This window comes from Anaerovibrio lipolyticus DSM 3074, from assembly GCF_900141865.1.
In the GTDB taxonomy this organism is placed as follows: domain Bacteria; phylum Bacillota; class Negativicutes; order Selenomonadales; family Selenomonadaceae; genus Anaerovibrio; species Anaerovibrio lipolyticus.
In genome coordinates, this window is sequence record NZ_FQYW01000016.1 from 1 (window position 1) to 22,817 (window position 22,817).

Below are 22,817 nucleotides of genomic sequence, written 5' to 3' on the forward strand. Positions count from 1 at the left end.
CGGAGGGCATGACCCTGATGAATAGCTAAGCTGGCACCCTGGTTATGGATAGGCAGAACGAAGGAAGTGAGGACTCCCCTTGTTGGGATGATCCTGTTGGACATGAGAGGTGAGCTGCCATATAGGGATGGGTATTACATCGAGGCCATTTAAAATAGTTTAGTGATGACGTTTTATTTGGTATACCCATTAACACTATATATCTGCCCTGTATGAGGTGAAGATCACTCCATAACCTTAGCTTCATTCATTATGAGGACTCAAAGAAGTATTGATTTTACTGAAGAAAACACTTGACTATATGGAGAGGTAACTGATTTTAAATTATAGACTATTCGTATCTATATGAACAAAAAACAGCTCTACACAGATGAATCAAACTGTGAAGAGCTGCGTTGTTATGGCTGAATTTAAAGCAAGGAGCTAAAAAGGTTCAACGGAAAAATAATTCTAAAAATGAGACAAGTTTCTGTCGCTCCTCACTAGAAGGGGTACGACCAAATATTTGATAATCACCTGTCATCAAAAAATGGGAAAGATCAGGGATATTGCCTGTGTTTTTAGACGTGTGACCTAGTAGAAAATCTAGCGAAACCTCGAAGTAGTCAGCAAGCTTTATGAGTGTTGAAATATCAGGCTCATTTACACCACATTCGTAACGATTATAGGTGTTTGGCTTTATTTGCAGGAACTCTGCTATATCTTTTTGCTTTATGTCGGAATCTTCCCGTAATGCACGCAGTCTTTTAGTAAACATCAGCAAATCTCCTTTGCTTAAGTTTAGCAGAGAATGGCATTATTACTCCATAAAGTGATAAAATAGGAATTACCGTGTTGAAAAATACTAAAAAATAGATATAATGACTAGGGGGGGATTTTCATGTCCGTTATGTTTGGTTATCCACTTGATTCGAAGTATATATTGAAGAAGCGAAAGCAGTTAAAGCGTCAACTATTAGAAAAAATAGACACGGAAACTGGACTTTACAAAAAAATAGCTATTTTAGGTGGCTCTACTACTCATGATGTCAAAGATATGCTGGAGCTTTTTTTGCTGGACGCAGGGATTGTTCCGGATTTTTATGAATCTGAATATGACCAGTATTGGCAGGATGTTATGTTTGATAATCAAGAGCTGATAGACTTTCAGCCTGACGTAATTTATATACATACTAGCACACGAAATATAAAGAGCTTTCCGAAAGTTACAGATAGTAACGAGATGATAACTGACCTTCTAGAGGAGACTTTTCAACATTATGTACAGATATGGGACAAAATCGGTGAAAAGTATAAATGTCCAATAATTCAAAATAATTTTGAACCACCATTTTATCGGCTTTTGGGAAACTTGGATTTTACTGATATTCATGGACGACGTAATTTCATAAATCATTTGAATGAGCGTTTTGTACAGTATGCTGCTGGACATGAAAATTTTTATATCAATGATATTGAATATATGGCAGCTTCATATGGTTTGGAGCGCTGGGCCGATGGGTTTGCGTGGCACATGTATAAATATGCTTGTGCGGTAGAAGCTATTCCAGAGTTGGCATATAATCTCGCCAATATAATGAAGTCACTTTACGGTAAAAAACAGAAAGCTCTTGTATTAGATTTAGACAACACATTATGGGGTGGTGTAGTGGGTGATGATGGTGCCAATGGTATTGAAATAGGTCAGGAAACATCTATGGGGCAGCTGTACAGTGAATTTCAGACTTATATCAAGGAACATAAAGATATGGGGGTGTTGCTGGCAATCAATTCCAAGAACGATGAAGAAAATGCAATCGCCGGCTTGTCTCGCCCAGACACTGTTCTGAGGCCAGATGATTTCCTGGTCATCAAGGCAAACTGGGAGAATAAGGATGTCAATATTTTGGAAATTGCACAGGAGCTTAATATTGGTACTGACAGTTTGGTATTCGTGGATGATAATCCTGTAGAACGTGATCGGGTAAGCCAACAGGTGCTGGATGTAAAGGTTCCGGCCATGACTGACCCAGCTCAATATATTCGTATTATAGACAGGTCAGGTTATTTTGAACCTACAGGACTATCTGCAGAGGATGCTAAGCGAACAATCATGTACCGGGAAAATGTGGCACGCAAAAAGGCTCAGGCAAGTTTTGCTGATTACACAGAGTATTTACAGAGTTTGGAAATGAAGGCAGAGATTGCACCTTTTGCACCAGTGTACATGTCCCGAATTGCTCAGCTGACCAATAAGAGCAATCAATTTAACTTGACTACAAAAAGATGTACCCAGTCCGATATGGAACACTATGCTGCAAATAAGGAATATATCACCTTATATGGTAAGCTAGAGGATAAATTTGGTGATAATGGTGTGGTGTCGGTGGTGTTCGGTCACAATGACAAAGAGGATACCTCGTTATTCCATATTGATTTATGGCTGATGAGCTGTCGAGTGCTGAAAAGAGATATGGAAGTAGCCATGATGGATGAATTAGTGTCTAAATGTTTGGAAAAGGGCATTAAGGTAATTATGGGCTATTATTATCCAACGGTGAAAAATGGCATGGTAAAAGAATTTTATCGACAGCAAGGCTTTGAAAAAGTTAGTGAAGATGAACAGGGAAATACTGTGTGGAAATTGTGCACGGAACCTTATATCAAGCGTAATAAGGTAATTGAAGTGAGGGAAACCGATGGTTGAGTTGAAATTATCTAATGGTGTAGGTATTCCCCAGTTGGGCATGGGAACATGGCAGATTAATGACCGGGGGAGTCTGTTGGAAATTATTAAGGCTGGTTATGGATTGGGATATAGTCTTATTGATACAGCTGCAGCATATAGTAATGAGATGGCCATTGGTAAAGTGCTGGAAAAACTTGGAATTCCTCGGGAAAAGTTGTTTTTATCAGATAAGGTTTGGAATACCAATCGTGGTTTTGATGCAGTGCAAGAGGCCTGTCGTAGGTCCTTGAAAAAGCTTAAGACGGATTACCTTGACCTTTATCTCATTCATTGGCCAGCATCACCTAAACTCCATGAAGCTTGGGAATCTATTAACGCGGAAACATGGCGGGGGATGGAAAAACTATATGAAGATGGATTAGTTCGTGCGATTGGTGTATGTAACTTTAAAATTCATCACTTGGAAGCCTTGTTTAAGACATCAGAAATTGTTCCTATGGTAAATCAGTTGGAGCTTCATCCTGGTATGCCACAATTAGATTTGGTTTCGTTTTGTCGTGGGCATAATATATGTATCGAAGCCAGCAGTCCATTAGGGAATGGTGAAATATTAACAAATGAAACATTAATAGCATTGTCACAAACAAAAGGAAAGACGGTGGCGCAAATTTGCCTACGTTATGGAGTGGAAAAGGGATTAATTCTTATTCCAAAAACAACAAGTACTGAGAGATTACGGGAAAATAAGGGAATATATGATTTTACGCTATCACCACAGGAAGTAAGCATGATTGACAGTTTGCCATATTGTGGTGGAATTGGTATTGATCCGGATGAGGTGACAGAATTTGGCTGATATAAAAGATACAAAGGTTATTCTGCAAGGACTTCGCAAGAAAATTTTTTTGACAGGTTTCAAAGGGGGGATGGCTCATTTAGCAAGCTGTTTCTCCTGCCTTGAAATATTGTATACCCTTTATGTAGATGGTGTACTTAGAATTGATAAAGAAAATTCTAAATGGCGGGATAGAGATAGATTCATCCTTAGTAAAGGGCATGCTGGTTTGGCACTTTATGCAATCCTAAACCATATTGGATTAATGTCAGATGCGGAATATAATTCATATCTTCAACCGGGAGGAGTTATAGGTGGTGAGCCATGCCGTAGAGATAGTCAGTGGATTGAAACGGCCACAGGTTCACTAGGACATGGCTTATCTTTTGCAGCGGGGCAGGCTATGGCTTTAAAGTTGAAGAAAAGTAAAGCTCGAGTTTATGTATTACTGGGAGATGGTGAAATTCAGGAAGGTACTGTGTGGGAAGCTGCAATGTCGGCTGTAGCAATGAAGCTGGATAATCTTGTGGCTATTATGGACTGTAATGAGATTCAGAAGATGGACTTTATTGAGAAGACTATTGGTGAACCACGTTGGCGAGATAAATGGGAATCCTTTGGCTGGCACGTGGAGGAAGTTGATGGACATAATATAGTATCATTACGAGATTGTTTACTGGAAAATAATGAGCAGGGCAAGCCACGACTAATCATTGCTCATACAATAAAAGGTAAGGGTGTTCCTATAATGGAGCAAAATCCGAATTGGCATTTCAAATTGCCTAAGAGCAAAAAAGAAAAGATGGCTTTTGCTCAGGCACTAGATATATCAGAGGAAGAGTGGGAGGCGTAATAGTATGCAGAGTGCTTATATAGGTAAACTTATGGAAATTGCAGAGCATGATGCAACAGTTATGCACCTTTTAGCTGATAGCGGTACAGGCTATGATGAAATGTTCCGCTATAATTTTCCAAAGCAAATATATAACTTTGGTATCAGCGAAGAAAATATGGTAGCTGCAGCAGCTGGTATGGCAAGTGTCGGATTTACGCCTTTTGTATACACGGCAGGAGCATTTTTAGCATATCGTTCTTTGGAATTTATACGTGATGATATTTGCTTTCAAAATCATAATGTAAAAATTGTGGGTATGGGAAGTGGTCTTTCGTGGAGTTCTTTGGGGCCGACACACCATACTACAGAAGATATTGCGGTTTTACGCTCTATTCCCAATTTGATGATTTTTTCTCCAGCCACACCTAAACAAGTGACAGCTTGTGTTCAGGCAGCATATGAGCATAAGGGACCAGTTTATATTCGTATTGGCATGAACAATGAAAAAGAATTCTTTGATGAAAATTATACTTTTATACCAGGGCATAATGATGTGTTGCAGGAAAATGGCGATATATCAATCTTTGTAACTGGCAGTATTTTGGAAGAGGCCTATGTTGCAGTTGATTATCTAAGTAAAGAAGGATATGGGGTAAATCTAATTAATGTACCATGTATTAAGCCTTTGGATTCAGATAATATACTTGCAATGGCTCGTAAATCACAGAAATGCTTTGTAATAGAAGAACATAATATTTTGGGTGGATTAGGTAGTGCACTAGCAGAGATTTTTTCAACTTATGGATTAGGTACTTCTTTATGTAGGTTGGGACTAAAAGATGTTTTTGCAGCAGGTTATGGTACACATGCTGCTGTACGGAAAGCTAATGGTCTCGATGGATTTAGCCTCTACCAACGTATAAAGGAGGAGCTATGAGAGAATATACTTTTGCGGATATAGAAATTGGTTTGCAGGAATCATTTTCTCGAGAAATAACCTTAGAGATGGAAAATATGTTTCGTCAGATTTCAGGAGATGAAAACCCGTTACACTTGGATGATAGCTTTGCCTATGAAATTAGTGGTGGGAAATATTCCAGCCATGTGGCTTTCGGCATGTTGACGGCGTCTTTATATTCTGCTCTGGCTGGAATGTACTTACCGGGAAAATATAGTCTTATTCATAGTTTGGAAAAATTGTCCTTTCAGCAGCCAGTTTTTGCAGGAGATACTCTAACTGTTGAAGGGAAGGTTGTGGATAAAGATGAAAGCCTTCGCCTGCTTAGAATAAAGGCTGTTATAAGAAATCAAAATAACAAAACAGTGTCAAATACCATGATGAAGGTCATGGTAATGAAATAACGAAAATGGAGGAAATATAAATGACAAGAGAAGAAGTTTACGAGAGATTAAACAATGTATTTCGGGATGTATTTGACGATGAATCAATAACTCTTAATGATGAAATAACGGCTGATGACATAGAGGATTGGGATTCTTTTGAACATATCAACTTGGTTGTAGCTGTACAAGATGAGTTTTCCTTTAAGATTCCCATGGGAAAGGTTGTATCCATGAAAAATGTGGGTGAGATGGTGGACATTATTTTGGAGTTAGGTAAATAAGGGGCAGCTATGAGCTTAACAAGTGGTAGTTTCTTTATCTTTTTGTTGGTTACTGTAATCTTGTATTATACTTTACCCAAAATTCAAAAATATATTTTATTATCAGCGAGTTGCGTATTTTATTTAAAGGCGTCCCCTATTGGCATTGATTTAATGTTGGTACTGATGACGTATATTTTGATGCTAACTTATGGTGGAGCGATATTACAGGAAAAAACTTTTGGTTGGAAACGTAATATGGTGTCTGCAATTACTATTATGGGTTTGGTTGCAACATTATTTGTTTTGAAATATGCTTTTAATATGGGAGAGCTATTGGCTTCCTTGTTATCTATGGATGTACAGCTTTCGTGGCTTAATTTTGTGCCAATTATGGGGTTATCATACTTTACTCTATCAGCTATTGGCTATGTGCTTGATGTGCGTTGGCAAATGTATCCGGCGGAACGAAATATAGCAACAGTGGCGCTGTTTATCTTCTATTTCCCACAGGTTGTATCGGGGCCAGTTACGAGATTTGAAGCTATGCGTCAGCAGATACTAGCGAAGACAGTATTGGAATATGACAATATAGAGTATGGATTAAGGCGCATGCTGTGGGGGTATTTTAAGAAACTGGTTATTTCGGAACGCTTTGCCATGATTGTGACAGTTGTGTATAAAAATCCACAGGATTACGGTGGCGCAGATATATTTCTTGCAACCTTATGTTATGCCGTACAGCTGTATACTGATTTTTCCGGTTGTATGGACATTGTGTTGGGGACTTCGGCGTTATTTGGTGTTAGATTGCCTGAAAATTTCCGAGCACCATTTTTCTCAAAAACAGTACAAGAATTTTGGCAACGCTGGCATATTACCCTCGGCTTGTGGTTTAAGGATTATGTAATGTACCCGGTTCAGATATCCAACGTGATGGTAATGCTAGGGAAATATTGTAAACAGCACTATGGTAAAAAAGTTGGAAAGAAAATACCTTTTTACATTTCAATGCTGGTTTTGTGGTTCCTGATAGGCGTATGGCATGGATGTACGGCGCATTATTTTGTGGCTTCTGCCATTGTACCTTGCACATTGTTAATGATTAGTGATCTCGGTGGGAATTGGTTCAGTAAAATGGGAAATGAGCTCCCATTTTCTGAATGTAGTCTTTTTTGGGATAATGTAAATCGATTAAAATCGCTTTTATTAATATGTATTTGTTGGGTATTTGTTTGTTCAGAAAGCGTTTCTGTGGGCCTTACATGTCTATATGATGTGTTTGCCAATGTGGATGAAATCCATTTATCAGCTATTATAGCCGCAACAAAGATGGGTAAGGCTGGTTTACTGGTTATGGTTCTCGGGATAGGTGTTCTTGTTTTTGCGGATTATCTGGAAGATAAAGGGAGCTCCTTGTATGAATTACTAAATAAGAAATCTTGGTTTATGCGCACAGCTGTCCTTTATGCTGAAATAATTTTAATTCTTGGTATGGGGATGATTGGAAAGTCCGAATTCATTTATTTCCAATTTTGAAAGGTGGGTATAATAGTTGAATAAGTGGATTAAGCTATTGGTATTTCTTCCGATTCCCATATTTATGATGATAGTGAATTATTTAGTGGATCCCGCTGGGCTCTTTCGTATTGATTATGAGGCAGTTGCTCAATCTATGGTAAATGGCAACAAGACAATGATAACCAAAAATAATATCAACGAGAGAAAAGTCAAAGAAAACATGATTAAAAAAATGCCAAAACATGTTGAATGCATTGCAGTTGGTCCTAGTCTTGTTATGGGAATTCGTCAAGGCGATACTGGAACAGACAGCTTTTACAATCTCGGCGAGTCGGGGGCTGATTTTTATGATATTTTTGCCCAATTTGGATTATTGGAAATAAATGGTGTAAACTATAATCGAGTGATTTTTTGCATTGATTCTTATTTCTTTGATGAAAATCTTAATAAAACATTTACGAGAAATATGGAGTTAATGCCCTATGCGGAATATATGCTAGATGTGATTGATGGAAATATCAAGACGGCACAACCTAAAGAAAAAAATGGTATTTATGCGTACAAGCAGTTGTTATCTCCACAGCTTTTTCAAACATCGTTACATTTGATAAGAGACAGAGGCTTGGAGTCCGCTGTAAGCGGTGGTTGGATTGTTGCTGATAATTACAAAGGAGAGAAGTGGACAGTTGCGAATCAAAATATATACGAATGGGCATATTATATGCCTGATGGCAGTTGGGTATATGGTATAAACACGCAGGAAAAAGATGAAAACTACGTAATACAACATTCCAATGAGTATGCTATTGAATCACAATTTTCAAAAGGAAAGCATCTAGGAAATTACCCAAAAGAATCATTCGAAAAGTTGGTAAAATATTTATTGGACAAGAATGTACGTGTGGATTTATATTTGTGCCCAGTTGCACCAACATTGTGGGATAGAATTAACAATGATGAATATTATGTACTAAATGAATTGGAAGACTTTGCTATCGATATGTCAGCAAAATATAATCTAAAAATAACTGGCTCTTATAATCCATATAAATTGGGAATGACAAATAAAGATTTCTATGATAGCCGTCATGTAAGACACGAATTATTGAGCACATATTTTGACTTCAAGCCATAATATTATCGGTACTATAGATAACGATGTATATTAAAAAACTGCAATATAGTTTTCTATAAAGCAGGAAAAAATGAAAAAATATCGAATTTTTAAAGCGTAAACTGCAGCAGAGATGTTGCAGTTTTTTCTTTTGTTTAATTTTGGTATAATTGAGGAGGATTTGACATGGGGAATACGAAGCGGAAAGCATTTGAGGAGCTAGAGGTAACGGACGATTATATGTTCAAGCTCGTGATGCGCAAATATCCACGGCTTTGTAAGACATTGGTGGAGACTGTATTAAATGTTGATATTAAGAGGCTGGAATATTTGGAAACGGAAAAGGCTATTGATCCATTGTATGATAGCCATGGAGTACGATTTGACGTTTATATCAAAGATGATAAGCAAACCGTTTATACTGTAGAAATGCAGGTAAAAGATTATGGCATAGATGAACTGGCAAAGCGCATGCGCTATTATCAATCTTCAATGGATATGGATTCCCTGATGATTGGCGAAAAGTATAAGAACCTTTCCAAGACTTATATAATTTTTTTCTGTCCATTTTTGTTATTGGATGGTAAAAAGCACTTATATACTTTTCATAGCTGGTGTGATGAAGATAAAACAATTCAGCTTCCAGATGGAACGGCCAAGATACTTCTTTCAAGTAAAGGCGTTGATAATGATGTTCCAATGCGATTGATGGAGTTCTTAAATTATATGAATGGTATAAGACCTAAGGGTGGTTTTGTAAAAGAAATTGATGATGCTATCCTTAGTGAGCGGCAAAATAAGGGAGAGCGTGAGCGATATATGAAATTACAAATGAAATTGGATGAAGAACGGGAAGAAGGCCGCAATGAGGGATTACAGGAAGGAAGAATCTTGGAAGTTAAGGCCTTAATTAAAGATGGCTTGACGACATTAGAAGCTATTAAAGCATCTGGGAGATATACAGCTGAGGAATTGGCAGAAATTTCAAAGGAAGCATAGGGGAGAGTGTAGATGAGATAGGGCCTGCTCTTTTGACTATTGTTGAAAGAACAGGCTTTTTATGTTATGATATTCTAGTTAGAGTGTTTAATGAATTATTTACCTAAACACTGTGAAAATACTAATGAAAGCGAGGCGATTATTTGCCAGCTATAACCTATGAATTAATAAAGCAGGACCCGGCCACTGGTGCCAGGGCAGGTATTATTCATACACCTCATGGCAGCTTTCCAACTCCTATTTTCATGCCTGTAGGAACACAGGCCTCTGTAAAGGGCGTTTCTCCTGAGGAGCTGCACGATATGGGTGCTGGGATTATTCTCAGTAATACATATCATCTGTTTTTACGTCCGGGTTCCGACTTGGTTCGTGAGGCCGGCGGGCTTCATAAGTTTATGAACTGGGATGGTGCTATTCTTACGGATAGCGGTGGCTTCCAGGTGTTCAGTCTTGGAGATCTTCGCAAGATTACTGAGGAGGGGGTTACCTTCCGTTCACATATTGACGGTTCCAAGAAGTTCCTGTCTCCTGAGGTTTCCATGAAGGTTCAGATGGATTTAGGCTCTGATATAGTTATGGCGTTTGATGAGTGCATTCCTTACCCGGCTGATTATGATTATGCCAAGGCTTCTACAGCCAGAACAACCCGCTGGGCACAGCGTTGTAAGGAGGTTATGACCAGCCCACATCAAGGGTTATTTGGTATTGTTCAGGGTGGTATGTACAAGGACCTTCGTACCCGCAGTGTAAATGAGCTGGTGGAGATGGATTTCCCTGGTTATGCCGTAGGTGGCCTCAGTGTAGGAGAGCCTAAGGAGCTCATGTATGAAATGCTTGACCATACGGTGGAGCAGCTGCCAAAGGACAAGCCAAGATACCTCATGGGTGTTGGTACTCCTGACTGTCTGGTGGAGGGCGTAATGCACGGCATTGATATGTTTGACTGTGTATTCCCAACACGAGTGGCCAGAAATGGTACAGCCATGACCTGGAATGGCAGACTGGTAATGAAGAATGCAGAATTTACCAGTGATTTCAGACCTCTTGAGGAGGGCTGTGACTGTTATGCCTGCCGTAATTTCAGTCGTGCATACATCCGTCATTTGGTTCGTGCCAATGAGATATTCGGCTTAAGACTTCTTTCATTGCATAATCTGCGGTTCTTACAGAGATTTATGCATGAGATGCGTCAGTCAATTATTGAGGAAAGATTTGGCGAGTTCCGCCGTAATTTCCTCGACAATTATAACTATGGGGCAAAGTCCCATAGCTGCAATTAATTATTCTGCAAAATAGCAGATTAAGGGGGTAATATGATGGGGGAAGATTTCTTCGGACTTGGTGGAGCAGCACCAGTCATTTTGATGGTTATCCTGTTTTATGTGCTGCTTTATCGTCCTCAGAAGAAACAGCAGGAAAAGCAGCAGGATATGGTGTCCAAGCTGAAGCGCGGTACTAGGGTAGTGACCCGGGGCGGCATCTATGGCAAAGTGGATATGGTCAAGGAGACCACCATTATGCTGGAGGTTGCTGAGGGCGTGGTTATTGAAGTAGCCAAGTCCATGATTGCTACAGCTATTGTGGGCAGTGAGGAGGAGCGTAAGGAGCTTATGTCCGGAACTCCTGCCAATAATGACACTGCTGAAAAGACAGATTTAGATGATGCAAAGGATAAGGAATAATGGAGAATGACCTTACTCTTTTGAAAAAAGAGCTTAGAAAAACAGCTCTTATTAAAAGACGGGCCATGCGCCCGGAAAAGCGGGTGGCTGAAAGCCATGGGATATTTAAGCAGCTTAGGGATTTTGAGCTGTATAAGCAAGCCTCCTGCGTTTTTTGTTATGTTTCAGTGGAAGATGAAGTTCAGACCAGGGAAATATTGAACCAGGTGCTGGCAGATAGGAAAAAGCTCTGCATTCCATATATTGCTGAGCCAAAGACCCGCATTATGACAGCTGCCAGACTGAACAGCTTAGATGAGCTGAAGCCTGGTTATTGGGATATTCCTTCTGTAAGCGTGGATAATTATCACGAAGTGAACCCTGTGGAAATTGATTTCGTGGTGGTTCCCGGTGCGGCCTTTGACAAAGAGGGCCATCGTCTTGGTCTGGGCGGCGGATTTTATGACATATTCCTTAAGAAGGTTCGAAATGCTGCATTGGTGGCAGTGGCCTATGAGTGTCAGCTTATGGATGAAATTAAGGTTATGGACCATGATATTCCCGTGGATTATCTTCTTACACATAATGGAATTATAAAATGTTCCAAATAAATAATTCGAAAGAAGGATAAAGTAGTTGAGAAAGGATAGTTTATTAAAGCTTCTGGCTGCTATTGTTATCATCGTTGGTGTTTTCTTCACCTTCGTTGGTCCTTTGGCAAAGTCCATCAGACAGGGCCTTGACCTGCAGGGTGGTACTCATGTGGTTCTGGAAGCTGAAGACACCCCGGAAGCACCTGTAAATGGTGATGCCATGGATCGTGTAGTACGAATCATGGAGAAGCGAGTTAATGAGTTAGGTCTGGCGGAGCCTATAGTACAGCGCCAGGGTGAGCGCCGTATTATCATTGAGCTGCCTGGTATCAAGGATCCTGATAAGGCAATTCAGGTTATTGGTAAGACCGCAATGCTGGAATTCAAGAATGACAAGGGTGAGACAGTTCTTACTGGTACTGATCTGAAGGATGCCCGTGAGCAGACTGACCAGCAGGGTCAGAACTTGGTTGAGCTGGAATTCAGCCCAGAAGGCGGCGAGAAATTCGCTGATTTGACCACTAAAAATGTGGGCCGCAACATTGCTATTCTTTTGGACGGCGAGGTACTTACAAACCCACGTGTAAACGAGCCTATTATGGGGGGCAAGGCTGTTATTACTGGTAACAAGACCTTGGAGGAAGCCCACAATCTGGCAATTCTCCTGAGAAGTGGTTCTCTGCCAGTAAAGGTTAACATCATTGAAACCCGTACTGTAGGTCCTTCCCTTGGTCAGGACTCCAAGGATAAATCCGTTTATGCCTTTGCAATTGGCCTCGGTGCCGTAGTTCTCTTTATGATTTTGTTCTATCGTTTGCCAGGTCTCATTGCAGATATTGCATTGATGGCTTATGTTATTATTTTGCTCTTTAGCTTGAAGATGCTGGATGCAACCCTCACGCTTCCAGGTGTAGCGGGTATTATTCTTTCCATTGGTATGGCGGTAGATGCCAACGTGCTTATTTTTGAGCATTTTAAGGAAGAATTCCGCACGGGTAAGACCATGCGACTTGCTATGGATGCTGGCTTTGAGCGTGCTTTCACCACTATTTTCGACTCCAATATTACTACCATCATTGCCTCTGCAGTGCTGTTCTGCTTTGGTACAGGCAGTATTAAGGGCTTTGCAATTACCCTTGGGTTAGGTGTTGTTTTGTCTATGTTTACAGCCATTACCCTTACCCAGTTTATGTGTAAGAATCTGATTGCAGCTCAGCTCTTTAAGAATCCTGCTATATATGGTTATGGCATAAGCAATGTGGGGAAGGAAAAAGAGGAGGTGACCAAGCTTGGCTAAGAAAACTGTTGAACAGCAGGTGAAGATTCCTTTTGATATCATGCGCCGTTCCAAGATTTGGTTCGCCATTTCCCTGCTTATAATTATTCCAGGTATTTTCAGTATGTTTACAAATGGTTTTAACTTTGGTATTGATTTTACCGGTGGTACCATTATTGACATGCGTTTTGAAAAGGAAGTTACCCTTCCGGAAATTCGTGACTCACTGAGAAAGTACAACTTGGACAATGCTACAATTCAGCTTTCTGGTGATGTTACTAATGTGGAGGCCTCCAAGGATGTTATGATCCGTACCATTGATTTGGAGGAAAATGATCGTAAGGCTGTTATGGCAACCTTAAAGGAAGATGTGGGTGACTACACTGTTCTCCGTGAGGAGAAGGTAGGTGCTACCATTGGTGGCGAGCTCATTATGGATGCTGTTATGGCAACACTGATTTCCTGGGTACTAATCATCATGTATGTTTCTTACCGTTTTGAGTGGCGTTTCGGTGTATCTGCGGTATTGGCCCTGGTACATGATATTCTCATCGTATTGAGTATTTTCTCCTTCACCCAGAAGCAGGTGGACAGCTCCTTTGTGGCAGCAATCCTGACTATCGTAGGTTATTCCATTAATGATACCATCGTAATTTTCGACCGTATCAGAGAGAACTTGAAGCTTCACTTCCGTCGTGGCGGTGACCTTTATGAGCTGGCAAATCGCAGTATCTATCAGACGCTGACCCGTTCTCTGTACACTGTATTTACCTGTTTGTTTACAACCTTTGCACTGTACTGGTTCGGTGGCGATACCACCAAGGATTTCGCCTTTGCACTGCTGTGCGGCTTCTTTAGTGGCTGCTATTCCTCAATCTTCATCGCAAGCCCATTGTGGGTAACCATGCGTAATATTGCGGAAAGCAAGAAATCTGGCAACAGCAACAAGCCAGCTACCACTGAAGCATAAAGCTTAGTTGAATAATAAATAGGGAAGTCACATAATCGGAGGTATTTCATATCGGTACTTAGTGAATCCAAGCTGAAAGCGAAGGATGAACTTAGTATCCGTTATGTGAAATAGTGAGCGAGAGCGCTCCGAATGTGGACTTCCCTATATTTATGTGTAATGCTTATGAAGTAATTAAATTATACGTTCGCAAATAAAAACTCGCTGTCGGGGAGACAGCGAGTTTTTATTTGGGTTGTTAGATAAAGGGAATATTTAATAAGTGGTCTGTCGGGGTGGCAGACCACCCACTAACTAAAGATTGCTTTTACTAACTGGGGTTAAATAATTCCAAATGCAACTGCACCAAGCATTGCAGCCATCAGCACTATGTACCATATTACCCATGGCAACGATGCGGCTTTTATCAGCTTACCTTCAGCACCTATAATGCCTGTTGTAGCGCACACCGCAACGATATTGTTGATACATACGATGTTACCAATGGCACCGCCCTGGTTCTGGAGAGCTACGATAAATACATGAGGTATATTTAGGATAGTTGCAGTCTCGAACTGGAGAGGGGTAAACATAATGTTGGATACTGTGTTGGAACCAAACATGAATGCACCGATGGTACCAATGAACGGAGCAACGAATACATAATTTGCTCCTGCCAGATCAGCCATGCCCTTGGCCATGGCAACCAGCATGGAATCCCAGCCCAATGGGTTAGCATTGGAATAACGATAAATATAAACCATTGCAAAACCGAAGAGCAGGGCGATGGTGGCACCGTAAAGCTGATTATAGGATTTCTTTACTATGTCTTTCACCTGATCTCCTTTAAGTCCGTAGAATGGAATGGAAATCAATACAACTAAAACGAATGGGAATAAACCAGGATTGTTGAAGTACTTCATGGCAAAGCCAGCACCCTCAACATCCATAATATTATTCATAGAGAATACAAAACTAGTAATAATTCCTTTCAAACCAATCTCTGGAATTCTGGTAAGTACAAGCCAAAGTGCAATAAGCAGATAAGGAGTCCAAGCCTTTAAGAGGGACATGGAAGGTTTATCTTCTTTGGTGTCTGTTTTAGTCTCAGTTTTTCTTTCAGTACCAGGGAAACGCCAGATATCCTTTGGTACCAGGAAGCCAGCCTTGGCAGCACCGATGGTGGCAAATATAGTTACCGCACCTGCGCAAATTGATACCAGCTCGGAACCAATGAATTTTGCAACGATAAGATAAAAAACATCGAATACTACAGTTGTAAATAATACAAATGGAACCATTGGCAGGGAATGCTTGAAGAAAGATTTATCTTCACTGTACTGTCTGGTAACCAATGCTAAAACTACCATAATTACAAAAAAGGTACCAGCGGCAAGGCCAACAGCAGATGCCCATGAAAGATCCAGCTTCCAAGCTTCCAAATCAGTAACACCGATGGTAGGAAGTGTGTCCTTCAAAATCTCAGCCGCGGAGTTGGTTGGTGTACCAGCGGCACCGAAGGATACCGGTGGTGAATCCAAAATCAGGCAGGCTGTAGCTGCTGCCATTGGAGGGAAACCAAGACCAATCAGCAGCGGAGCGCAGATTGCCGGTGGAGTACCAAAGCCTGCAGCACCTTCGATAAATGCGGAAAGACCATAACCTACAATTACTAACTGGATACGGGCATCTTCGGAAATGCCATTGAACATTGCTTCAATTCTGTGCATTGCTCCAGCCTCGTTCAGCATGTTCATAAGTAAAATAGCACCAAAGATTATCAACAGTGTATCGATAGATCCCAGGAAACCGGTAATTGTATACGCGGTAACATGGAGCATATCCATTTGCCAATAGAAAAGACCGATTAAACAGATGGAAAGCCAAGCGATTGGCAGAACCTTCTTAGCTGGCATGTTTACGCCTACCGTAAGAATAATGGTAATAATAATTGGTATTGCGGCAACAAGTGCTAACACATATATCATCTCCTTGCATTTCATTCATATAATATAATGAAAGATTTCATTATATGTTACTTAAGCCGAATAGAAATGGTCTGCTTGTTCACTAAAAATGAATGAACTTCAATTTGTAAGATGATTTCCACATACGCTTATTAAAAAATAATATCGTATTTAATTGTTATGATAATTATATTTTATTTGAACCCAATAATCAAGCATAATATATAAAATTGTCTGAATAATTTTTTCAATAGATAGTGTTTTTTATCAAGTTTAATATTGATTATAGATTATTTATTCCTATTGACAGACGATTTACACGATATTATAATAAAACTTGAATAGAAATGGTTTGATGATTTTGTTGGATGAATTTCTCTGAAAGGAGAGTATCTAATGGAAAAGGTGTGTGAGAATTGGCCAGAAAAGGCATTTATTAGTGGACTGGTAGATGCTAAGTACTGGACCGACTTTGAGGCTAATGCCACAGCTGCAGCTGCTCAGGTATATAAGGTAGCTGATTATGCAGCAGGTGAGGCAAAACTCAAGGAAGTATTAAAGGAGTATGCCCCAAAGGAAATTATTGCTGTAGGTGGAGATGAAAACCCTGCATTGAAAGGGATCTACTCCAGACTGAGTGAGGATGGTACAAAGGTTTACACTGAAAAGTTTGATATTGCTGAACATGCTCCTAGTGCAGATGTCGGCATTTCAACTGCTGAGTTCGGTGTAGGCGAGTCTGGAAGTCTTGTAGTTGATAATTATTCATACGAAGCAAGAGTTACCAGTATGCTTCCATTTGTGAATGTTGTTTTTGTAAATGCCAATTATATGGTAGAAAACATTACCTCAGCTTGTCAGATTATCGGTAAGGTTTTCCAGAAGGGTTATTGCGGATTTGTTACTGGCCCTAGCCGTACAGCTGATATTGAGCGCGTATTGAGCCTTGGTGTTCATGGCCCTAACAAGCTCATCATCATTGCTGTAGAGAACGAAGGGGGGCTAAGTAATGGCACGTGATCTTAAGAAAGAAATTAAATCAAAGCTGCAAGATAACATCATGCAGGATGCCCTGTCCCGCTTTGCAGATCAGTATCCGGGTTCCCGTCTGAAGTCCTATGCAGGCCAGGATATTGAGGAGCTTCGTGAAAATCTCCGTTGCATGAAGGCTGATGCCGTAGAGCATATTGAGGAGTTGGCTGACAAGTTCGAAGCCAACGTCAAGGCTCGTGGTGGTGAAGTGTTCAGAGCAAAGGATGGAGACGAGGTTAAAAAGTTCCTTATTAAAATATGTAAGGAAAATGGTGTCAAGAGAGTCGTTAAATCCAAATCCATGGCATCTGAGGAAATTCACCTCAATGAATGCTTCACTGAAAATGATATCCGCGTAAAGGAGACTGACCTTGGTGAGTGGATGATCGCTATTGCAGGTCAGAAGCCATCCCACATGGTTATGCCTGCTATTCACTTAAATCGTTATCAGTGTGCGGAAATGTTTGAAAAGGAGCTTAATGAGGAGGTTCCTGGTGAAGATATTCCTTACATGATTCAGAAAGCCCGTCAGACTCTGCGTCAGGAGTTCTTACAGGCTGATATGGGTATCACTGGTGCTAACTTCGGTATTGCCGAAAATGGTGCTATCGGTCTTGTTACTAATGAGGGTAATGCCCGTTTGGTAACTACACTTCCTAGAATTCATGTTGTACTTATAGGTTATGAAAAGCTTATTCCTAAGACAGAGGATGCTGCCAAGATTCTGCGTCTGCTGCCTCGTAATGGTACCTGCCAGAAGATGACCAGTTACATGACAATGGTAGATGGTCCTACTCCTGTTATGTACAAGAAGGACGGCAAGTGGGTAGAGGAAAACAGAAAGCAGTACGTAATCCTTTTGGATAATGGACGTCTGGAAGCTGCCCATGACCCAGTTATGAAGCAGGTTTACCAGTGCGTACGTTGCGCATCCTGTCTTAATGTTTGCCCAATCTGGACCTTGGTAGGTGGTCACGTATATGGTCACATTTACTCCGGTGGTATTGGTGCAATCCTTACAGGTCTTTTAAATGGTATTGAAAACTTCAGTCAATTCTCTGATCTGTGTATTGGTTGCCGGACCTGTACTACAGTTTGTCCTGGTAAAATTCCAATTCCAGATCTCATTGATGAACTGAGAAATAGATACGTTAAGAAGCATGGTACTCCAACAATGGATAAGTCCTTCTTCGATAATGTCCTTAACGACAGAGGATTGTTCCATAAACTGCTGTTGAAGGCTGGTTCTGTTGGTCAGGCACCATTTAAGTCTGGTAAGTTCATCCGTCATTTGCCACTGTTCTTTGCTGGTATGACCAAGGGCAGAAGCTTACCAACTATTGCTGAAAGGTCAATTCGTGACCGGATGCCTGCTCTGGAAAAGAAGAATCCATCCAATGCAAAGAAGAAGGTAGCGTTCTTCAGCGGATGTAATACAGACTTTGTATTTGCCGATACTGGTGAAAATGTTGTAAAGGTATTGCAGAGTCTGGGTATGGAAGTTGTATATCCTATGGCTCAGAGCTGCTGCGGTAAGTCAATCCTCGGTGTAGGTGACCGTGAGACTGGTAAGAAGGCTGCAATGAGAAACATTGAAGCTCTTGAATCCGTAAAGCCAGATGTTATTGTTACTTCTTGCCCAACCTGTGCTGAGACTCTCAGCGAAACCTACGAGAAGCTCTTTGCAGATGATCCTGTATGGGGTCCTAGAGCAAAGGCCTTCTGTAAGAAGGTTCGCGAATTCTCCAGCTTTGTAGCTGAAGAATACAAGGCTCAGGGTAAGCTGTTGCCAGCTGCTGGTGGCGAAAAGGTAACCTTCCACGATTCTTGCCACATGAAGCGTGGTCTTGGCATCTACGAGGAGCCTAGAGCTCTTATCGATGCAACTCCTGGCGTAGAGCTTGTGGAGATGAAGAACTGCGATAAGTGCTGCGGTATGGCTGGTTCCTTCGGTATGAAGTATTCTGAGGTTTCCATCCCAATGCTGGAGGAGAAGGTTCAGAATATCAAGAACACCGGGGCTACAACCTGCGTAGTTGCTTGTCCATCCTGTATGATGCAGATTGGCGGTGGTCTTGATAACCAGAATACTGGAATCAAGGTAAAGCATATTGCAGATTTGTTGGCTGAAAAGCTATAAAGTATTATAATTGTTATCAGGGGAAAAGTTCAGGGTAAGTTTTCCACTTACCCTGAGCTATATAATGAAAGTATGAGGAGGATTTATTCATGGAAATTCTGGTTTGTATCAAACAGGTTCCAGGCTCCAATAAGGTAGAGGTTGATCCTGTTACCGGAGTATTGAAGCGTAACGGCGCAGATAGCAAGATGAACCCTTACGATCTGTATGCGCTTGAATGTGGACTGAAATTGAAGGAGCAGTACGGTGGCCGAGTGAGCGTAATAACCATGGGACCACCACAGGCTCAGGCAATTATCAAGGAAGCGTATGCAATGGGTGCAGATGCTGGTGCAATCGTATCTGACCGTGCATTCGGCGGAGCTGATGTATTAGCTACCGCACATACTCTTGCACAGGGTATCAAGAAATTTGGCAAGTTTGATATAATACTTTGCGGACTCCAGACTACAGATGGTGATACTGCACAGGTTGGTCCTGAGGTATCCGAGCAGCTGGATATTCCATGCGTATGTAATGTAAAAGAAATTAAAGGCGTTGAGGGTGACAATATACTTGTAGATATGGAAATGGCACAGGATATTGAGCATTTGAAGGTTTCCTTCCCATGCCTTATCACTGTTCAGAAGGATATTGTACAGCCACGCCTTCCATCTTATTTAAAGAAGAAGGACACTGAGGCTCGCGAAATCGTTATGTACACCTTAAAGGATATGGAAGACCAGAACAAGAACAACTATGGTCTTAATGGTTCCGCTACTCAGGTTCAGCGTATATTCCCACCTACATCCGACAAGGTTCAGGTTACCTGGGATGATCCTGCTGATGTATTGGCAGAGAAAATTTACAGTACAATCAAGAGCAGAAAATTGTTAGGATAAGGGGGATTAACAATGGGAAAACTGATAGTTCATCAGGACAAAGTAACTGATATTAATGCAATGATTTCCATTTGCCCTTTTAATGCCTTGGAAGAAAAGGATGGCAAGCTGGAAGTTAATGCAGGCTGTAAGCTCTGTAAGCTCTGTGTAAAGAAGGGCCAGCCTGGTGCAATGGAGTATGTAGAGGAAGAAGTAAAGACTGTGGATAAGTCTTTATGGAATGGTATTACCGTATATGTTGACCATGTAAATGGTGAAATTCATCCGGTAACCTATGAGCTTCTTGGTAAAGCTGGTGAGCTTGCAAAGAAGATTAATCATCCTGTATATGCTATTTTCATTGGTAGTGATATTGAAAAGAAGGCAGAGGAGCTGCTTCATTATGGCGTAGATAAGGTATTCGTTGTGGATGCCCCAGAGCTGAAGGATTTCCAGATGGAGTCCTATACTGCAGCATTTGAGGCCTTTGTAAACGAGATTAAGCCTTCCGCTATTTTGGTTGGTGCAACCCCTGTAGGCCGTCAGCTGGCTCCAAGAGTTGCTTCCAGATTTAACACTGGTCTTACAGCAGACTGCACAATTCTGGATATCCATGAGAATACTGATTTGGTACAGATTCGTCCTGCATTTGGTGGTAACATCATGGCAGAGATTCTGACTCCAAACTCCAGACCTCAGCTGGCTACTGTTCGTTATAAGATTATGGATGCTCCTGAGCGCAGTGCTGAGGCTAAGGGCGAAATCGTCAAGATTTCAGTTCCATCTGAAAAGCTTAAGACCCGTACTCAGGTTTTGGGTATTACCCAGAAGCAGAAGGAAAAGAGCATTGAAAATGCAGATATCCTTGTTGTTGCAGGCCGTGGTCTGAAGAAGAAGGAAGACATTGCTTTGGTTCGCGAGCTGGCAGATGCTCTGGGCGGCGATATTGCCTGCACCAGACCATTGGCAGAGGCTGGCTGGCTTGATGCCAAGCATCAGATTGGTCTTTCTGGCCGTACCGTTCGTCCTAGACTCATTATCACCTGTGGTGTATCCGGTGCAATTCAGTTTGTAGCTGGTATGAACAACTCCGACAACATCTTTGCTATCAATACTGATCCTAATGCTAGCATCTTTAAGGTAGCAAACTACGCTGTTATCGGCGATATTTATGAAGTTATTCCAAAGCTCATTGAGCAGGTTAAACAGGGAAAGGGTGTAAAGGCATGAGCGAATACAAGGTTTTAGATGCTTCCGATTTAGAGGCTATCAGCCAGTATGTGCCTCGTGAGCGCATTCTTTGGGCTGATGAAATTAATGAAGAATATAGTCATGACGAGTTAAGTGCTGACGCTTCCTATCCTGAGATGGTAGTAAAGATTACCTCTGCAGAGGAAGCATCCAAGGTTATGAGATATGCTAATGACAAGCATATTGCTGTAACCCCTAGAGGTGCTGGTACTGGTCTGGTAGGTTCCTCCGTTGCAGTGGAGAAGGGTATCATGATTGATACTACCCTTATGAATCACTTCTTGGAGCTGGACGAAAAGAATCTGACCCTCACTGTTGAGCCAGGCGTTCTGCTGATGGAAATTGGTCAGTATGTAGAGGAGAAGGGCCTTTTCTATCCACCTGATCCAGGTGAGAAGACTGCAACCATTGGTGGTAACATCAGCACCAATGCCGGTGGTATGCGTGCTGTTAAATATGGTGTAACCAGAGACTATGTACGTGGCTTGGAGGTAGTTCTGGCTGACGGTACTATCATGGAAGTAGGCGGCAAGGTTGTAAAGAACAGCTCCGGCTATGACCTTAAGGATTTGATTGTAGGTTCTGAGGGTACTCTCTGCTTGGTTACTAAGGCAATCCTTAGACTGTTGCCACTGCCACAGAAGAATGTTTCTTTGTTGATTCCATTCCCAACTCTGGCACAGGCTATTGGCACTGTACCTCTTATTGTTAGCTCCAACGTTATCCCTACTGCTGTAGAGTTCATGGAGCGCGAGGTTATTATGGACTCTGAGGAGTACCTCGGCAAGAAGTTCCCTGATAACCAGGCTGATGCTTACCTCTTACTGAAGTTCGATGGTGCATCTGTAGAGGAAATCAGTAAGTATTATGACAGCGTAGCTCAGATTTGCTTGGAGCAGGGCGCACTTGACCTCTTGATTGCTGATACTGACGAGCGTGCAGAGGCAATCTGGAAGGCAAGAGGAGCATTCCTTGAGGCAATTAAGGGCTCTACCACCATGATGGATGAGGTAGACGTAGTTGTTCCTAGAAGCTGCGTAAATGAGTTCGTTGAGTTCGTTCATGATCTTCGCAAGGAAATGGGCATCCGCATTAAGAGCTTCGGTCATGCTGGTGATGGTAACCTCCATGTATATATCCTTCGTGATGATATGGATGACAAGAAGTGGGCAGAGATGCTGGGCAAGGCAATGGAGCGCATGTACATCAAGGCTCGTGAGCTGAAGGGTCAGGTTTCCGGTGAGCATGGTATCGGTCTTGCCAAGAAGCCTTATCTGAAGGAAAGCCTCCCTAAGGAGTCCATGAAGCTGATGCAGGGAATCAAGAAGGCATTCGATCCAAACAACATTTTGAATCCTCATAAGGTATGCTTTGATTAATACCTTTTTTCAATAGTTCCCCTTTCAGGAGAAGTTCGTCGCAAGAGAAATCTTGCGGCGAATTCTTTTTTTGTGCATTTTATCATCATTTTTCTGCTATACTATTTAGGAAAGATGATTTGTATTCGGGGGT

21 protein-coding genes are annotated in these 22,817 nt (G+C 41.4%); 19 read left to right on the forward strand and 2 right to left on the reverse strand.

Annotation, left to right across the window (positions count from 1 at the left end; all coding sequences use genetic code 11):
* Positions 1-433: 433 nt before the first annotated feature.
* The gene (locus B6K08_RS09470) at positions 434-757 is read right to left on the reverse strand and encodes a helix-turn-helix domain-containing protein (protein ID WP_072033469.1); all 324 of its coding nucleotides are present in this window, start codon (positions 755-757) and stop codon (positions 434-436) included.
* Positions 758-880: 123 nt separating this feature from the next.
* Between B6K08_RS09470 and B6K08_RS09475 the strand changes: the two genes are divergently transcribed.
* From B6K08_RS09475 to secF, 14 genes are all read left to right on the forward strand, one after another.
* Positions 881-2,686 carry an HAD-IIIC family phosphatase gene (locus tag B6K08_RS09475; protein ID WP_039209346.1) on the forward strand — a complete coding sequence of 602 codons (1,806 nt, stop codon included), beginning with the start codon at positions 881-883 and terminating at the stop codon, positions 2,684-2,686.
* Positions 2,679-3,524 (forward strand): aldo/keto reductase, encoded by an 846-nt coding sequence (locus B6K08_RS09480; protein ID WP_039209343.1) that lies wholly within the window; start codon positions 2,679-2,681, stop codon positions 3,522-3,524. Before B6K08_RS09475 ends, B6K08_RS09480 begins: the two co-directional genes overlap by 8 nt.
* Positions 3,517-4,356: a transketolase gene (locus B6K08_RS09485; protein WP_052212253.1), complete on the forward strand. Its 840-nt coding sequence runs from the start codon at positions 3,517-3,519 to the stop codon at positions 4,354-4,356. Before B6K08_RS09480 ends, B6K08_RS09485 begins: the two co-directional genes overlap by 8 nt.
* A 4-nt stretch (positions 4,357-4,360) precedes the next feature.
* Positions 4,361-5,275, forward strand: coding sequence for a transketolase family protein (locus tag B6K08_RS09490; RefSeq protein ID WP_039209341.1), 915 nt, complete (start codon positions 4,361-4,363; stop codon positions 5,273-5,275).
* A complete protein-coding gene (locus B6K08_RS09495) occupies positions 5,272-5,700 on the forward strand; it encodes a MaoC/PaaZ C-terminal domain-containing protein (protein WP_039209339.1) in 429 nt (142 codons plus the stop codon). Before B6K08_RS09490 ends, B6K08_RS09495 begins: the two co-directional genes overlap by 4 nt.
* A gap of 20 nt (positions 5,701-5,720) precedes the next feature.
* Positions 5,721-5,963, forward strand: a complete 243-nt coding sequence (locus tag B6K08_RS09500) for an acyl carrier protein (protein WP_039209336.1) — start codon at positions 5,721-5,723, stop codon at positions 5,961-5,963.
* A gap of 9 nt (positions 5,964-5,972) precedes the next feature.
* Positions 5,973-7,481, forward strand: coding sequence for an MBOAT family O-acyltransferase (locus B6K08_RS09505; RefSeq protein ID WP_039209332.1), 1,509 nt, complete (start codon positions 5,973-5,975; stop codon positions 7,479-7,481).
* Between the two features lie 16 nt (positions 7,482-7,497).
* Positions 7,498-8,598: a hypothetical protein gene (locus B6K08_RS09510; protein WP_039209329.1), complete on the forward strand. Its 1,101-nt coding sequence runs from the start codon at positions 7,498-7,500 to the stop codon at positions 8,596-8,598.
* Positions 8,599-8,763: 165 nt separating this feature from the next.
* Entirely contained in the window at positions 8,764-9,576 is an 813-nt protein-coding gene (locus B6K08_RS09515; protein ID WP_039209326.1) for an Rpn family recombination-promoting nuclease/putative transposase, read from the forward strand.
* Positions 9,577-9,719: 143 nt separating this feature from the next.
* Complete coding sequence (tgt, locus tag B6K08_RS09520) at positions 9,720-10,856, forward strand: tRNA guanosine(34) transglycosylase Tgt (protein ID WP_027396078.1); 1,137 nt, start codon at positions 9,720-9,722, stop codon at positions 10,854-10,856.
* Between the two features lie 33 nt (positions 10,857-10,889).
* Positions 10,890-11,258, forward strand: coding sequence for a preprotein translocase subunit YajC (gene yajC / locus B6K08_RS09525; RefSeq protein WP_080326024.1), 369 nt, complete (start codon positions 10,890-10,892; stop codon positions 11,256-11,258).
* Complete coding sequence (locus B6K08_RS09530) at positions 11,258-11,848, forward strand: 5-formyltetrahydrofolate cyclo-ligase (RefSeq protein WP_039209322.1); 591 nt, start codon at positions 11,258-11,260, stop codon at positions 11,846-11,848. The genes yajC and B6K08_RS09530 overlap by 1 nt, the downstream gene beginning before the upstream one ends.
* A gap of 25 nt (positions 11,849-11,873) precedes the next feature.
* Entirely contained in the window at positions 11,874-13,127 is a 1,254-nt protein-coding gene (gene secD, locus B6K08_RS09535) for a protein translocase subunit SecD (protein WP_039209320.1), read from the forward strand.
* Positions 13,128-13,152: 25 nt separating this feature from the next.
* Entirely contained in the window at positions 13,153-14,076 is a 924-nt protein-coding gene (secF, locus tag B6K08_RS09540; protein ID WP_039209348.1) for a protein translocase subunit SecF, read from the forward strand.
* Positions 14,077-14,396: 320 nt separating this feature from the next.
* Here the strand turns inward: secF and B6K08_RS09545 are convergent, their stop codons facing one another.
* Entirely contained in the window at positions 14,397-16,034 is a 1,638-nt protein-coding gene (locus B6K08_RS09545) for an L-lactate permease (protein ID WP_039209318.1), read from the reverse strand.
* A gap of 384 nt (positions 16,035-16,418) precedes the next feature.
* On the opposite strand from B6K08_RS09545, the gene B6K08_RS09550 reads away from it, so the two are divergent.
* The 5 genes from B6K08_RS09550 (at position 16,419) to B6K08_RS09570 (ending at position 22,684) form a co-directional block, all read left to right on the forward strand.
* Positions 16,419-17,042, forward strand: coding sequence for a LutC/YkgG family protein (locus tag B6K08_RS09550; protein WP_080326025.1), 624 nt, complete (start codon positions 16,419-16,421; stop codon positions 17,040-17,042).
* Positions 17,032-19,194 carry an L-lactate dehydrogenase (quinone) large subunit LdhH gene (gene ldhH, locus B6K08_RS09555; RefSeq protein WP_080326026.1) on the forward strand — a complete coding sequence of 721 codons (2,163 nt, stop codon included), beginning with the start codon at positions 17,032-17,034 and terminating at the stop codon, positions 19,192-19,194. Before B6K08_RS09550 ends, ldhH begins: the two co-directional genes overlap by 11 nt.
* 89 nt (positions 19,195-19,283) lie before the next feature.
* On the forward strand, positions 19,284-20,075 hold the full coding sequence (locus B6K08_RS09560) for an electron transfer flavoprotein subunit beta/FixA family protein (protein ID WP_039209310.1): 792 nt from the start codon (positions 19,284-19,286) through the stop codon (positions 20,073-20,075).
* Positions 20,076-20,087: 12 nt separating this feature from the next.
* Positions 20,088-21,284 (forward strand): electron transfer flavoprotein subunit alpha/FixB family protein, encoded by a 1,197-nt coding sequence (locus tag B6K08_RS09565; protein ID WP_080326027.1) that lies wholly within the window; start codon positions 20,088-20,090, stop codon positions 21,282-21,284.
* Positions 21,281-22,684, forward strand: coding sequence for an FAD-binding oxidoreductase (locus tag B6K08_RS09570; RefSeq protein ID WP_039209304.1), 1,404 nt, complete (start codon positions 21,281-21,283; stop codon positions 22,682-22,684). Before B6K08_RS09565 ends, B6K08_RS09570 begins: the two co-directional genes overlap by 4 nt.
* Positions 22,685-22,817 lie beyond the last annotated feature (133 nt).